Source organism: Amycolatopsis xylanica, assembly GCF_900107045.1.
GTDB classification, from domain to species: domain Bacteria; phylum Actinomycetota; class Actinomycetes; order Mycobacteriales; family Pseudonocardiaceae; genus Amycolatopsis; species Amycolatopsis xylanica.
The window spans coordinates 630,156-643,021 of the sequence record NZ_FNON01000002.1; the positions used below are offsets into that span (position 1 = coordinate 630,156).

Genomic DNA, 12,866 nt, shown 5'->3' on the forward strand with positions numbered 1-12,866 from the left:
ATGCGACGTGGCTTCGTGTGCCGGACATGACACCTCCGGAGTGATTCACGCTCCACCGGCCGGTCGGTGCGGATCGTCGCAGGTGGGCGTGCCACGATTCACAGGTGCTGCGACCGTTCGTGTCCTACCTCAGGGTGTACGAACCGCTGTCCGCGTTCGGCGATCCGCCCGACAAGCTGCTGGTCCAAGCGGTGGAGGCGGCACAGCTGAGCCGATCGGCGGCCGGCGAGCGCGAGCAGTCGATGTGGCTTAGATCACAGATCACTTCGCCAAGTCGCCTGCTCCCGGCCGAGCTGGCCGACGGCCGCGCGGCCCCCAGCACGACCACCGACGTGCTGGTGCTCGACGAGGCCGAGGTGCCGTCCGGGCTCGGCTCCGAGCCGCTCGTCTGCCCGCTCGAACTCCGCGCCCGCTCGGCCGCGGCGCTCGTCAGCTTCATGTCCGACGCGCACCCCGCGCTGATGAACTCGGTGCTCGACTCGGGCGGTATGACCGCCGACCGCGTCCGCACCCGCGCGAAGGCCGCGCTGAGCGGCTCGCACCGCCCGGTGGTCCACGTGCTGTCGACGACCTGGACGGTCCCGCTACCGTGGTTCGCGCTGATCGAGCCGGACGAACGCCGCCTCACCCTCGGCACCGGCCGCCACGACCCCGCCCGCGAGCTGTCCTGGCGCACCACGATGGCCGAGGCCCGCGCCCGCGTCACCGAGGCGCACTCGCTGGTCGAGAACACCCTCGGCGACTCCGGCCCGGCCCGGATCCTCGCCGACACCAGCCGGTGGCTGGAGAGCTTCAACGCCAAGTCCGCGGTCGAGCTCGACTACGGCGGCATCGTCCAGATGATCGCCGACCCGATCCTCGAGACGGACACCACGGCCGATGAGGTCCACGGCATCCTCGAAGCCCTCCGCTCCGGCAACGTCGAAGAGCTCGCCGAACTCTTCACCGACCTGCGCGAGTACTGGGGCGAACTGGCCGCCCGCGAGCGCTTCAACTGACCCCACCCCGCCGCCAAAGCCCGAAAGCCACTTTCGTCAGGTTAGAAAGCCCGAAAGCCACTTTCGTCAGATAAGACCTGACGAAAGCCACTTTCGGGCTTTGACCGGCTAGAGGGGGGCCAGGACTGAGGCGGGGACGCGGAGTTCGCCTACTGGGCGGCCGCCGCCGAAGACCTCGCCGTGGCCGCGGCCCATGCGGTCGAGCGCGGCGTTGTCCGAGGGCAGTGCGCCGAGCGCGCGCAGGGCGGCGACCAGGAGCGGTGGGCGGGCGCGCTGGGCGCCGTCGTCGATCTTCAGCGCGACCGCGGTTCCGTCGGCCAGTGAGATCGCGTGGACGCCCTCGGCGCCGCCCTTGGCCAGCAGGCCGTCGACGGCCTGCATCAGGACCGTGTCCTCGCGGCCGGTGCCCGCGACCTGCCACGGGTGCGCGCGCATCGCGTCCGCGACGCGGCGCTCTTCCAGGTAGGGCGAGGTGACCAGGCGGCCGAAAGCGCGGGCCAGGCCGGTCAGCGAGAAGGCCGCGAGCGGCAGGCCGCAGCCGTCGACGCCGGTCGCCGCGACGGGCTCGCCCGTCACGTCCGGGAACGTCGCCGCGATGACCTTCTGCAAGTCGTGTTCGACGGTCTCGTAACCCTCGGTCGGCATGTCACGCTGAACGCAGGTCAGCAGCATCGCGGCGTGTTTGCCGGAGCAGTTCATGGCCGCCTTGCTCGCGCCCTTGCGCGCGAAGATGGCGGCGAGCTTGCTCGTCTCGTGCATCGGGTACGCCGACGGGCAGATCAGCGCGGACTGGTCGAGACCGGCCCGCTCCAGCAGCGCCAGCGTCCGCTCGACGTGCTTCGGCTCGCCGTTGTGCGAGCCCGCTGCGAACGCCAGGTCCTCGTCGTCGACGTCGAGACCGGCGCGCAGCATCCCGAGCGCCTGGAACGGCTTGTTCGACGAGCGCGGGTAGATCGGCCGCTCGACGTCGCCGACCGCCAGGCGGACCGAACCGTCGGGGTTCGTCACGACCAGCGCACCGCGATGAACGCTTTCCACGACCTCCGAGCGCACAACCTCCACCAGCACGGGATTGCTCACTACGCTCCTTCGTCGGTCCTGCCGCGCTCGCGGCTGATCAGCTCGTCCACCGAAGCAGTGCCGCTGCGGTACCGCGCGGCGATCTCGCCGTTGATCGTGTCCATCACCGACTGCACCTCGCGCCTGCGCAGCGACACCTGCGACTCGGCCTCGGTGTAGGTCTTCAGCGCGCCTTCGAGCCGCTCCTCGCTCAGCGAGCTGACGTCCGAGAGGTCGACGTCGCCGACCAGCGCCTCGGCGTGCCGCCGGTGCTCACCGGCCCGCGACGGCTCCAGCTGCTGGTGGCGGCCTTGCCGCGGCGACGAGGAGACAGCGTTGTCAGCGAGTATCGAAGCCAGCTGGTCGACGATGCTGGTTTCCCCGCCGGAACTGCGGCGCTGTTGTTCGGCACGCACGATGTCGATCCGGGCGTGCAGCAGTCTGCGCAGGTACGAGAGGTCGGTTTCCTCCTGTGCCGCTTCGTCTCTGCGCGCGCGCAATTCGGTCAGCGGCAACTCAGCGAGGTTGCGCACGTAGCCTTCGGCCAGTACGCGGTCGATCCGTCGGCGCCCACCGGGCCGGACTTCGATCACCTTGACATCCTGCTATACGTCGGTCTAATTCGCTAGCCCCGAAGCCTCTGGGCGGCTTCGCGGCCGGGTGCGGCGCCCTCCGCGGGCACCGAATCCGGGTCGATTGCAGCTTGCACTTGGCGATCTGCGGCCCCGGCGAGCAATTCCGAGCCGACCGTGGTGGACCGCTTGACCAACGCCAGCGCGATCGGGCCGAGCTCGTGATGCTGGACCACGCTGCCGACCCGGCCGACCGTGCGCTCGCCGAGCACCACGGGATCACCGGTCTCCGGCGCGATCTCCGGGGAACCGTCCAAATGCAGCAGCACCATGTTGCGCGGCGGCCTGCCGACGTTGTGCACCTTCGAAACGGTCTCCTGTCCCCGGTAACAGCCCTTCGCGACGTGCGCGGCCGAGCCGATCCAGTTGACCTCGTGGGGAATCGTGCGGTCATCGGTGTCGACACCGATCCTCGCGTGCAGCGACTCGACGCGCAGCGCGTCGAACGCCCAGCTGCCGACCGGGCGCGCGCCCGCGTCGGTCACCTTGCCCCACCAGTCGGCGAGTTCCGCACGCGGCACCACCAGGTCGACGCTGGACTTGCCGGGCCACGGCATCCGCCGCGCGAAGCCGCCTCCCGGCAGCGAGACCACATCTCGGGTGAGCTCAACATCCACAGTGGACAGCACACGCTCGGCTTCGGGGCCGAGCACGGTCAGCAGCGCGAAGTCCGCCGTGACATCGCGGATGTCTACTTTGGACCAGAACTTCATGGCCTCGAGGTACTGGAGCAGCGTCTGCTTGCCGCCGGAGGGCAGCGCGCTGGTGACCAGCGGGCCGGGGTCGGTGTCCAGCCACACGGTTTCGCCGTCGTACGCGACCGCCATGTGGGTCTCGACCCGGCCTTGCGAATCCAGCACCAGCGCCTCGGTGGCCGCGCCTGCCGGCAACTCGGTCATGTGCTGGGAGATGACCAGGTGCAGCCACGAAAGCCGCTCGTCGCCGGTGACCGCGATCAGCTCGCGGTGTGACCGGTCGACCACCGCGGCGCCGCGGCTGGCCGTGCGCTGCTCGGCGAACGGGTCACCCCAGTGCCACGGGACGCCTGCCTCCGGGTGGCCGTCGGGCGCGGCGATGGATCCCCGCAGTTCGAGCAGTGGTGACTGATAGGGCATACGTCCGATATTAGGGGTGACTGGGTAGCGTGGTGAGTTATGCGCGTGCTCGCCTTTCTCGATGGGACCCTTGCCGCACCCGACGCACCCCAGATTCGCGTCGACGACCTGGGGCTCCTGCGTGGTGACGGCGTGTTCGAAACCGTGCTGGTGACCGGCGGGAAACCGCGTGAGCTGGGTCCGCATCTGGACCGGCTGGCGCGCTCCGCGGCCATGCTGGACCTGCCGCCGATCGAGATCGCGGCCTGGGAAAGGCTCTGCGACCAGGTCATCGGCGAGTGGTCGGGCAGCCCCGAATTCGTGCTGAAACTGGTCTGCACCAGGGGAATCGAGGGTGACCCGAGCGCCACCCCGACCGCTTTCGCGCTCGCCAACGAGGTCGACCCGAAGGTGTTGCGCGCCCGCGCGGAGGGTGTGTCGGTCATCACCCTCGACCGCGGCATCGACCCCGGGCTCGCCGAGCGCGCGCCGTGGCTGCTGCTGGGCGCGAAGACGATGTCGTACAGCTTCAACATGGCGGCGATCCGCGAGGCGAAGCGCCGCGGCGCGGATGATGTGATTTTCACCGCCGCCGACGGTTCGATCTTCGAAGGCCCGACGTCGACGGTGGTGCTCGTGCGCGGCCGCACGCTTTACACGCCGCCGTCCGACATCGGCATCCTGCCGGGCACGACGCAGGCCGCGCTCTTCCGCAGCGCGGAGAAGGCGGGCTGGACGGTCAAGTACGAGCCGCTGCGCATCGAGGACCTTTACGAAGCCGAGGGCCTCTTCATGGCCTCGTCGGTCCGCAAGCTGACCCGGATCCACACGGTCGACGACCGCGCGCTGCCCGACTCCAAGGCCGTCTACGGCGAGCTGATGGCGGCTTACGAGGGCGAGTACTAGTTCACGACCAGGCGCACGGTCGTCGGCTGCGCGCCTTCCGCGCGGTACGCGGCGATCTTGTGGTGCCCGTCGACGATGAACACCTGGTCACCGGAGTGCAGCAGCACCGCGACCGGCTTGTGGTGGGTGCGGATCGCGGTCCGGTAGTACGTCACGCGTGCCTCGTCGGACGGCGGCCAGTCACCGGTCGGGACCAGGTCGACGCCGTCGGCGAGCGGCTCGGGTCCGTGCAGCTCGTAATCGCCGTCGGCGAGCAGGTCGAGCAGCGGGCGCAGGGTGGCGCTCAGCGGGCGCCGTAACTGGCCGGTCGCCAGTGCGATGCGCAGTGCTTGCTGAAGCTCCGGCCGGACGACCTTGCCGTCCGCGTTGATGGTGCCGCTGCCGCCGGAGACCGATACTCGTTCCACAATCATCAGGACGGACGGAACCGCACTGTGGTTCCAGGGCGTGCCTGCCCGAGAGCGCTCAGTGCGCCCCTGGCGGCCACCGCGACGACCGGATAGCCGCCCGTTGTCGGATGATCGGCGAGGAAAAGCACTGGTAGCCCGCTCGGGGGCACCTGGATGGCCCCGGTGAGGACCCCCTCACTGGGCAATTCGACGATTTCACCCGCTCGGCGCAACGATTTCCCCTCGAAACGGAGTCCGACCCGGTTCGACTCGGACGTCACCGTCCACGCCTTCGCGAGGCTCCCGGCGGGGTCGTCGAACCAGTCGTCGCGCGGCCCGAGCGTCACCGGGACGATCAGCTCCGGCGGAGCGACGGCGGGCCGGATCACGTCCCAGCCGCACGGGACGCCCGGCTCGCCGAGCGGCAGGACGTCGCCTGCCTTGAGCGGCTCGGGGCCGATGGCGGACAGGACGTCTCGCGACCGGCTGCCGAGCGCCGGTTCGACCGTCAGGCCGCCCGAGACGGCGAGGTAGCTGCGGAGCCCGGTCGCGGGCGTGCCGATGCTCAGCGTCTGTCCTGGCTTGAGGAACAGCGGCATGTGCGAGCAGCCTGGGCTCACGTCGACGGGCGGGCCGGTCACCGCGACCGTGCACGGAACGCGTGCCTTGAGCGTCAGCCCGCCGAGCAGGCATTCGACGCCGGCGGCCGACTCGTCGTTGCCGACCAGCCGGTTCGCCAGCCGCAGCGCGGGCGCGTCCAGCGCGCCGGACGGCGGCACGCCGAGGTGGGCGTGGCCGGGCCTGCCGAGGTCCTGGATCAACGCGTGCGGCCCGGGATCGAGGATTTCGATCCCCCTCACCGCACGCTCCGGAACCGCACGCGGTCGCCGGGCGCGAGCAACGACGGCCGCTCGGCGTGCTGGTCGAACAGGACCGTGTCGGACCGCCCGATCAACCGCCAGCCGCCCGGCGACTCGCGCGGATAGATCCCGGTGAATTCACCCGCGACCCCAACGGATCCGGCGGGCACACGCGTCCGCGAAGTGTCCAATCTGGACTGCTGGAGCGGCTCGGGAAGTCCGGTGAGGTAACCGAATCCCGGCGCGAAGCCGGTGAAGGCCACTGTGTACTCGGCGCCGGTGTGCAGCTCGACGACTTCTTGGGTGGAGATCCCGGCGTCGCGCGCGACGAGTTCGAGATCCTCGCCGTCGTAGACCACTTCGATGGTGATCTCACGGATTTCGGTGGCAGGCGGACGCGTCAGGTCTTCGACGAGCGCGCGTACCTCGTCGAGCGCTCGCGAACCGGGACGGGCTTCGACGAGTAGGGTCCGCGCGCCGGGCACGAGTTCGACCACATCGGACGGTCGGGCGGCCTCGACGGCCGCGCGCGCGGCCATCGCCTGCTCCAGCGACTCGCATTCGAGCAAAGCCCCGTGCTCGCCGCACCGTCGCCACCGCATGGCGACTATTTAACCGACAACCCGCTTCAGCAGTGCGGAGGCGTGCGGCTGCATCGGCTGGCCGACCATGGCGCGCTCCTCGACGTACCCGAGGTCGCCGTTGTTGACGATCCCGTACAGCCGCTGCGCGCCGGTGACCTCTTTGGCCGTCGAGCTCCGCACGACCGCGTCGGTGCCGAGCTCCCAGGAGGCCTGGCCGCGGGTGGCGCCGTAGAACAGCTCGAGGATGCCGGTGTTGTGCGCCAGCAGCAGCTCGATGGTGTCATCGGCCTGCGGACGCCAGAAGCCGCTCTCGCGGGCGGCCGGGCGGATGACGTTGCCGTCCTCGTCCAGCAGCCAGGACCGGGCTTCGTGGATCAGGAACGGCCTGCCGTCGTGCGAGATCGTGAGCTGCATCGCGAACCGGTACGGGCCCTCGATGGTCGGGTAGTCGATCTCACCCTCGCCGCGCCACACGCCGACGAGCGGCAGCAGCGCGAGGCACGCGTCGTTGAGGTTCGGTCCCTCGCGCAGGTTCGCGGTGTCCGCCGGGATGGGCAGATCGTCGAACTGGGGGACATTGCGCAGGCGGGTGGTCTCCGCGCGCTTCTCCGCGGCCTGAATGGCCTCGTCACCGCTGGACATAGGTCAGCGCTGGTCCGAGTACAGCCGGTAGACGACGTACACGGCGAACCAGGTGATCACCAGGCCGGCCAAGACGAGCAGGCTCGTAAACAGGATTTCCACGCTTCGCAGAATAGCCCGCCCCGCCCGCCCCGGCCCTGTGGGCTTGGGTACAGCACGTCGAGCCCCGAAAGCCACTTTCGTCAGGTCTGAAAGCCCGAAAGCCACTTTCGTCAGATGAGACCTGACGAAAGTGGCTTTCGGGCTTTTACGAGGTGCTAGGCGACTGCGATGGCGAGCTGGTGGACGCCGGGGCCGGAGGCGGTGACCGAGGCCTCGCCGTTGCCGCTGCGGTGCAGGGCGCGGACGGTCCAGTTGCCGGGCGCCGCGTAGAAGCGGAAGTCACCGTCGGCCGAGGAGACGACCTCGCCGGTGAAATCGCCGTTGCCGTCGAGCAGGCGGACGAAGGCTCCGCCCAGCGGCGCGTCCGAGGACGTCACCTTGCCCGCCAGCACGACCTGGCCCTTGGTGTCGTAGTCGGCCGGGGTGGCCGTCTGTGCCGGTGCGCCGCAGCTGTCGTCCGCCATTACTTCGCTCCCAACTCAACGGGCACGCCGACCAGCGAGCCGTATTCCGTCCATGAACCGTCGTAGTTCTTGACATCCGAGTAGCCGAGGAGCTCGTGCAGCGCGAACCACGCGATGGACGAGCGCTCCCCGATGCGGCAGTACGCGATCGTGGACTTCGACTCGTCGAGGCCCTCGTCCGAGTACAGCTCCTTGATCTCGTCCTCGGTCTTGAAGGTCCCGTCCTCGTTGGCGACCTTGGCCCACGGCACGTTCAGCGCGCCGGGGATGTGGCCGGGGACCTGGGACTGCTCCTGCGGCAGGTGCGCCGGGGCGAGCAGCTTGCCGGAGAACTCGTCCGGCGAGCGCACGTCGACGAAGTTGCTGGCGCCGATGGCAGCCACGACCTCGTCGCGGAAGGCACGAATGGAGAGGTCCTGCTCCTGCGCCTTGTAGTCGGTCGCGGCGCGCTTGACCTCGTCGGAGTTCAGCTCGCGGCCGTCGAGCTCCCACTTCTTGCGGCCGCCGTCGAGCAGCTGGACGTTCTCGTGGCCGTAGAGCTTGAAGTACCAGTACGCGTACGCGGCGAACCAGTTGTTGTTGCCGCCGTAGAGGATCACGCGGTCGTCGTTCGAGATGCCCTTCTCGGAGAGCAGCTTCTCGAAGCCTTCCTTGTTGACGAAGTCGCGGCGGACACCATCCTGCAGGTCCTTGCGCCAGTCGAACTTGACCGCGCCGCGGATGTGCCCGTTGTCGTAGGCGGTGGTGTCTTCGTCGACCTCGGCGAACACGACGCCGGGGGTGTCCAGATTCTCCTCGGCCCACTGGGTGGTGACCAGGACGTCTTCACGGCTCATGGAGCGGCTCTCTCTTTCTTGGGTGTGAGGTCTACGAAGCTGAGGTGGTGGGGCTGAACCGCTTGAGCAGCAGGTACATCTCGCACCCGAGGCAGAAGTTGAAAGCGGCGTTGAGGAAGGCTGCGAACAGGGCGAACGCCGTCGCCACGATGCCGAGCACGGTCAGTCCGGTGACGAACCCGATCGTGCCGACCAGCGCGAACACGAACCCGACGGACTGCGCGAACCGCAGCGGCGCCGCGTCCTCACGCTCGGCCGACGGCTTCAGTCTCGGCGCGACCAGCGTCCGGTAGATCAGCGCGTACGGAGACTGCTTGAGCCCGATGAAGGCGCCGATCGCGAAGACCACGGTCTGCGCCGCGAGCAGCGGCCACCACTGCGTGATGAGCACCACCGCGAGCACGATCGTCGTCAGAATCGCCTGGAACCTGGGCCCACGCGGGTCCACGGCCGGTCCTGCTGACATGTCATCTCCTGAATTGGACGTGCTTGTACACACCGAAAAACCAGGGATACGCGGGCGCGCTCTAGCGCTGTGCCCGCCAAGCCGGACACAGGCTGCTCCGCACGCGGCAGAGATCAACCGCGCGGCGTTGCGTCAAGAGGAGGCGCCTGTTCACGGCGTCGACCCTACCTAGTGCTCCCTCACTGTGGGAACAGCGTTCATTCCTTGGGATGCATCCCAGAATTCGAGAGATCGAGGTAGGGCTTGAGCGCTTCCAGCAGGTCAGCGGCTTTCGGAACACCACCGACACGAAGCAGCTCGTGGCCGTCAGAAGCCAACGCGAGGGTCGTCGGGGTTCGCAAAACAGACAAAGCGTGCGCGACCTCGGGCTGTTCGGTGACGTCGAGGTCGACGTGACGCAAGCCGGGAGTCTTCTCCGCGAGGTTCGACAGGATCACTCGCGTGTGACGGCAGGGCGCGCAGAAAGTGGTCGAGATCTGGACCAGGGTCACCGAGGCCGCCGGGTCCAGCGCCGCGGCGACCACCTCGGGAAGGTCATGGGTGCGGGCGGCACTGATCCGGCCGTTGCGGGCGCGCAGCACGAGACCGGCCACCGCGCCGAGCACCAGCGTGCCCAGCAGCACCCACACCCCGGTCACTTACTTCCCCTTCACCGGCAATCCCGCGAACGTCACGTCGCGCATCTCGCCCTTGATGGTCACCGAGCCCGGATTGACCTTCACCCCGGTCGGCTTGACCTGGAACGGCAGGTCGCCCGGCTTCACGGTCGCTTCGAACGACTTCAGGAACTTCGCCTGGACGATGTCCTCAACGACGGTGGTCTCCTTGTCATTCCCGTACTGCAGCCGCTTCGGCGCGAACGTGATCGCGCCGTCCTTCAGCTCGATCATCGCGAAGCAGAAGATCTCCACCTTCTGACCGGCGATCTGCAGCTCACCCGACATCCGGACGCCGGCCTTGGCGTCGTCGGTGACCTCGGAGCCATCGGCGTTGGTCGTGGTGGTGTCCTTCTTCTTGGTGTCGACGCCGGTCTCGACGTACTCCTCGCTGGACGGGTCGATCCGCAGGTTCTCGATCTTGTCCAGCGGCGCGATGCGCGCGATGTCGCTGGCCTTCAGCGTGACCTGGCCGTCGAGCTTGCCGATGGTGATCGACTTGGTGTTGCCGTTCAGCACGTCGCTCAGCGGCGCGATGACGTCGTAGAGCTCGGCGTTCAGTTCGACGTCACGCAGTTTGTCGTTCACCGGGACACCGGAGGCGTAGACGGAGATGTGACCGTAGTCACCGCCGAGCGCCTGGGTCAGGAACGGGAAGCCCTTGATGGACACCGACGGGTCGTCCGTCAGCTTGAGCTGCTCCCGCGCCTTCTGCGAGATCTCGTGCTCGGCGAACGCGGCCATGCCGAAGTCCGCGCCGACCAGAATCGCGGCCAGCACCACGAAAATGATGATCAGCCTGCGGGCGCGGCGCCCCTTGCGCCGCGGTGCCGGCTGCTCCATCGCGCGGTCCTGCTGGGCTACTGGCCTGCTCACCATTTAGTCCGATCTGCTCGCTTGCGACTGGCCTCCACGGTCTCACCAGGTGTGATGGACCCGGCAGGGGGGAGGTCTTTCTCGCGTTCACCCGCTATTCTCACTTAGCACCGACCCAGCGACGTGTTCGAGGCGACGTAACTGACGTGAAGGCGGTGTGGGCGCATGAGCCTGGATCTTCTGGTACTTACTCCCGAGGCGGATGCCACCTCGGTGCTGCCCGCTCTCGATCTGCTCCCGCACACCGTGCGTGTGCGCGCACCCGAGGTCACCGCGCTCCTCGACGCCGGTCACCGTGACGTCATCCTGTTGGACGCACGCAGCGACCTCGCCTCGGCCAAGAGCCTGTGCCGGTTGCTCAAGGGTACCGGTGACGACGACGGCTCGACGCCCATCATCGCGGTCGTCAGCGAAGGCGGCCTGGTCGCGGTCAGCGCCGAATGGCGCATGGACGACATTCTTCTTCCCACCGCCGGGCCCGCCGAGGTCGACGCCCGCCTGCGCCTGGCCACCACGCGCGACGGCGGAACGTCCCAGGTGGACGCGGAACTGCGGGTCGGCGAGCTGGTCATCGACGAGGCCACCTACACCGCGCGGCTGAAGAAGCGCACGCTCGAGCTGACGTACAAGGAGTTCGAGCTGCTCAAGTACCTCGCGCAGCACGCGGGCCGGGTGTTCACCCGCGCCCAGCTGCTGCAGGAGGTCTGGGGCTACGACTTCTTCGGTGGCACGCGCACGGTCGACGTCCACGTCCGGCGCCTGCGCGCGAAGCTCGGCCCCGAGCACGAGCAGATGATCGGCACCGTCCGCAACGTCGGCTACAAGTTCGAGCGCCCGTCCAAGAGCGGCGGCCCCGCGCCGAAGCTCCCGGTCCAGGCTCCCGCCGACACCTCGGAGCTGACCTCCCACTAGAGGGTCGTGAGTGGTACGGCCGGTTCTAACCGGCGAAAACACTCACGAGCTCAGAGGTCGGGCAGCGGGTCCGCGGGCAGGTCGCCTTCGACTTCGAGGTCGGCCGCGCGGATCACGGACACGTACTCCTCGTCGATTTCCAGCGCCAGCCCGCCGAAGCTGATGGTCGGGCCGAACGACGGGTGGATGTCGACCGGCCCGAGCCGGGTCGACCTCGGGTAGACCTCCCACACCGAGCTGGGCTTGTAGCGCCGCCAGTAACTGGACGCGATCACCACGATGCGCCGGTCGGTCACCACGACCAGGAAGTTGACGCCGCCGACGGACGAGACCGCCCGCTCACCGCCGAAGTCCGTCGAGCTCGCCGGGAAGAGATAGCGGATCTCGTCGCCCGTCGGCAGGAACGGCTTGCAGGCGTTCCGGATCTTGGCTTTCAACGGCATGCGCCCAGTGTGCCCCGGTAGGTTGGCCTCATGCTGAACGCGGTGTGGGTGAGTGAACTCGGCACGGACGAGGCGCGGGTGACCGACCTGCTCAAGGCCGTCGCCGACGTCGACGGCAAGCCGGAGATCGAGGACGGCTTCCCGTTCCAGGGTGGCAAGCACCTGCTGGCGAGCGTCGACGGCGAGCTCGTCGGCTACGCGCACCTCGACACCGCGGGCGACGCGTTCGGCAACCAGGTCGCCGAGCTGTTCGTGCACCCGGAGCACCGGCGCAAGGGCTACGGCGGCTCGCTCGTCCAGGCGCTGAGCGTGAAGGGACCGCTGCGCATCTGGGCACACGGCGACCACCCGGCCGCCGCCGCGATCGCCGCGCGCCAGGGCCTGGTCCGCGCGCGCGAGCTGCTCATCCTGCACACCGAGGTCAAGGACTGGCCGGAGCAGTCCATCAAGCTCCGGACCTTCGTGAAGGGCCAGGACGAGCAGGCCGTCATCGACGTCAACGCCCGCGCTTTCGACTGGCACCCCGAGCAGGGCAGCCTGACGGTCGACGAGCTGCGCGCCACCGAGGACAAGGCCTGGTTCGACCCCGACGGTTTCTTCCTCGCCGAGGACGCCGAGGGCAAGGTCGTCGGCTTCCACTGGACCAAGGTGCACGCGGCCGATCCGAAACGCTTCGGCGGCGAGCCGGTCGGCGAGGTGTACGTGGTCGGCGTCGACCCGTCGGCGCAGGGCGGCGGACTGGGCAAGGCACTCACCTTGGCAGGCTTGCGGTATCTGCGCGACCGCGGTCTCCGGCAGATCATTCTTTATGTCGAGGGTGACAATTCCCCGGCTTTGGCGGTTTATTCCAAACTTGGTTTCCAGCGCTTTTCGGTGGATGTTCAATACGCGGGTTAGCACACCGCAAGCACCCTGTCACTGAGGGCGTTCACGCAGGTCACGGGCAG

The 12,866-nt window shown here is 68.6% G+C and carries 17 protein-coding genes; 4 read left to right on the forward strand and 13 right to left on the reverse strand.

Annotation, left to right across the window (positions count from 1 at the left end):
- Positions 1 to 104 precede the first annotated feature (104 nt).
- Complete coding sequence (locus BLV57_RS10710) at positions 105 to 998, forward strand: DUF8083 family protein (RefSeq protein WP_091288480.1); 894 nt, start codon at positions 105 to 107, stop codon at positions 996 to 998.
- Positions 999 to 1,106: 108 nt separating this feature from the next.
- Here BLV57_RS10710 and BLV57_RS10715 read toward each other — a convergent pair whose 3' ends face one another.
- Genes BLV57_RS10715 through ygfZ form a run of 3 tightly spaced genes read right to left on the reverse strand, consistent with a single transcriptional unit; the run spans position 1,107 to position 3,804 of the window.
- Positions 1,107 to 2,078, reverse strand: a complete 972-nt coding sequence (locus BLV57_RS10715; protein WP_091288481.1) for an asparaginase — start codon at positions 2,076 to 2,078, stop codon at positions 1,107 to 1,109.
- Positions 2,078 to 2,650 (reverse strand): RsiG family protein, encoded by a 573-nt coding sequence (locus BLV57_RS10720; protein ID WP_091288482.1) that lies wholly within the window; start codon positions 2,648 to 2,650, stop codon positions 2,078 to 2,080. Before BLV57_RS10720 ends, BLV57_RS10715 begins: the two co-directional genes overlap by 1 nt.
- 32 nt (positions 2,651 to 2,682) lie before the next feature.
- Complete coding sequence (gene ygfZ / locus BLV57_RS10725) at positions 2,683 to 3,804, reverse strand: CAF17-like 4Fe-4S cluster assembly/insertion protein YgfZ (protein ID WP_091288483.1); 1,122 nt, start codon at positions 3,802 to 3,804, stop codon at positions 2,683 to 2,685.
- Between the two features lie 39 nt (positions 3,805 to 3,843).
- Here ygfZ and BLV57_RS10730 point away from each other — a divergent pair, with 39 nt between their 5' ends.
- Entirely contained in the window at positions 3,844 to 4,689 is an 846-nt protein-coding gene (locus BLV57_RS10730) for an aminodeoxychorismate lyase (protein WP_091288484.1), read from the forward strand.
- Here BLV57_RS10730 and BLV57_RS10735 read toward each other — a convergent pair.
- The 9 genes from BLV57_RS10735 to BLV57_RS10775 all read right to left on the reverse strand — a co-directional run bounded on the left by BLV57_RS10735 (position 4,686) and on the right by BLV57_RS10775 (position 10,567).
- The gene (locus tag BLV57_RS10735) at positions 4,686 to 5,096 is read right to left on the reverse strand and encodes a hypothetical protein (protein ID WP_091289078.1); all 411 of its coding nucleotides are present in this window, start codon (positions 5,094 to 5,096) and stop codon (positions 4,686 to 4,688) included. The two genes, BLV57_RS10730 and BLV57_RS10735, sit on opposite strands and share 4 nt — an antisense overlap.
- Before the next feature lie 5 nt (positions 5,097 to 5,101).
- Entirely contained in the window at positions 5,102 to 5,938 is an 837-nt protein-coding gene (locus BLV57_RS10740) for a 5-oxoprolinase subunit C family protein (protein ID WP_245757257.1), read from the reverse strand.
- Positions 5,935 to 6,540 carry a 5-oxoprolinase subunit PxpB gene (pxpB, locus tag BLV57_RS10745; RefSeq protein WP_091288485.1) on the reverse strand — a complete coding sequence of 202 codons (606 nt, stop codon included), beginning with the start codon at positions 6,538 to 6,540 and terminating at the stop codon, positions 5,935 to 5,937. Before pxpB ends, BLV57_RS10740 begins: the two co-directional genes overlap by 4 nt.
- 9 nt (positions 6,541 to 6,549) lie before the next feature.
- On the reverse strand, positions 6,550 to 7,164 hold the full coding sequence (locus BLV57_RS10750) for a heme-binding beta-barrel domain-containing protein (RefSeq protein WP_091288486.1): 615 nt from the start codon (positions 7,162 to 7,164) through the stop codon (positions 6,550 to 6,552).
- Positions 7,165 to 7,421: 257 nt separating this feature from the next.
- Complete coding sequence (locus tag BLV57_RS10755) at positions 7,422 to 7,730, reverse strand: DUF1416 domain-containing protein (protein ID WP_091288487.1); 309 nt, start codon at positions 7,728 to 7,730, stop codon at positions 7,422 to 7,424.
- Positions 7,730 to 8,566, reverse strand: coding sequence for a sulfurtransferase (locus tag BLV57_RS10760; RefSeq protein WP_091288488.1), 837 nt, complete (start codon positions 8,564 to 8,566; stop codon positions 7,730 to 7,732). The genes BLV57_RS10755 and BLV57_RS10760 overlap by 1 nt, the downstream gene beginning before the upstream one ends.
- A 31-nt stretch (positions 8,567 to 8,597) precedes the next feature.
- On the reverse strand, positions 8,598 to 9,032 hold the full coding sequence (locus tag BLV57_RS10765) for a DUF4395 domain-containing protein (protein ID WP_091288489.1): 435 nt from the start codon (positions 9,030 to 9,032) through the stop codon (positions 8,598 to 8,600).
- 197 nt (positions 9,033 to 9,229) lie between these two features.
- Positions 9,230 to 9,670, reverse strand: coding sequence for a TlpA family protein disulfide reductase (locus BLV57_RS10770; RefSeq protein WP_091288490.1), 441 nt, complete (start codon positions 9,668 to 9,670; stop codon positions 9,230 to 9,232).
- Positions 9,671 to 10,567 carry an LmeA family phospholipid-binding protein gene (locus tag BLV57_RS10775; RefSeq protein WP_091288491.1) on the reverse strand — a complete coding sequence of 299 codons (897 nt, stop codon included), beginning with the start codon at positions 10,565 to 10,567 and terminating at the stop codon, positions 9,671 to 9,673.
- A gap of 162 nt (positions 10,568 to 10,729) precedes the next feature.
- Here BLV57_RS10775 and BLV57_RS10780 point away from each other — a divergent pair, with 162 nt between their 5' ends.
- Positions 10,730 to 11,476: a winged helix-turn-helix transcriptional regulator gene (locus tag BLV57_RS10780; protein WP_091288492.1), complete on the forward strand. Its 747-nt coding sequence runs from the start codon at positions 10,730 to 10,732 to the stop codon at positions 11,474 to 11,476.
- Positions 11,477 to 11,526: 50 nt separating this feature from the next.
- Here the strand turns inward: BLV57_RS10780 and BLV57_RS10785 are convergent, their stop codons facing one another.
- Entirely contained in the window at positions 11,527 to 11,919 is a 393-nt protein-coding gene (locus tag BLV57_RS10785) for a hypothetical protein (protein WP_091288493.1), read from the reverse strand.
- Between the two features lie 30 nt (positions 11,920 to 11,949).
- Between BLV57_RS10785 and mshD the strand changes: the two genes are divergently transcribed.
- A complete protein-coding gene (gene mshD, locus BLV57_RS10790; protein WP_091288494.1) occupies positions 11,950 to 12,816 on the forward strand; it encodes a mycothiol synthase in 867 nt (288 codons plus the stop codon).
- The last annotated feature ends 50 nt before the right edge of the window (positions 12,817 to 12,866 follow it).

Excerpts from the sequence above, each read along its gene's own strand:
- ygfZ (WP_091288483.1), bottom strand. The coding sequence starts at position 3,804 with ATGCCCTATCAGTCACCACTGCTCGAACTGCGGGGATCCATCGCCGCG.
- BLV57_RS10730 (WP_091288484.1), top strand. The coding sequence starts at position 3,844 with ATGCGCGTGCTCGCCTTTCTCGATGGGACCCTTGCCGCACCCGACGCA.
- pxpB (WP_091288485.1), bottom strand. The coding sequence starts at position 6,540 with ATGCGGTGGCGACGGTGCGGCGAGCACGGGGCTTTGCTCGAATGCGAG.
- BLV57_RS10750 (WP_091288486.1), bottom strand. The coding sequence starts at position 7,164 with ATGTCCAGCGGTGACGAGGCCATTCAGGCCGCGGAGAAGCGCGCGGAG.
- BLV57_RS10755 (WP_091288487.1), bottom strand. The coding sequence starts at position 7,730 with ATGGCGGACGACAGCTGCGGCGCACCGGCACAGACGGCCACCCCGGCC.
- BLV57_RS10760 (WP_091288488.1), bottom strand. The coding sequence starts at position 8,566 with ATGAGCCGTGAAGACGTCCTGGTCACCACCCAGTGGGCCGAGGAGAAT.
- BLV57_RS10765 (WP_091288489.1), bottom strand. The coding sequence starts at position 9,032 with ATGTCAGCAGGACCGGCCGTGGACCCGCGTGGGCCCAGGTTCCAGGCG.
- BLV57_RS10775 (WP_091288491.1), bottom strand. The coding sequence starts at position 10,567 with ATGGTGAGCAGGCCAGTAGCCCAGCAGGACCGCGCGATGGAGCAGCCG.
- BLV57_RS10780 (WP_091288492.1), top strand. The coding sequence starts at position 10,730 with ATGAGCCTGGATCTTCTGGTACTTACTCCCGAGGCGGATGCCACCTCG.
- BLV57_RS10785 (WP_091288493.1), bottom strand. The coding sequence starts at position 11,919 with ATGCCGTTGAAAGCCAAGATCCGGAACGCCTGCAAGCCGTTCCTGCCG.
- mshD (WP_091288494.1), top strand. The coding sequence starts at position 11,950 with ATGCTGAACGCGGTGTGGGTGAGTGAACTCGGCACGGACGAGGCGCGG.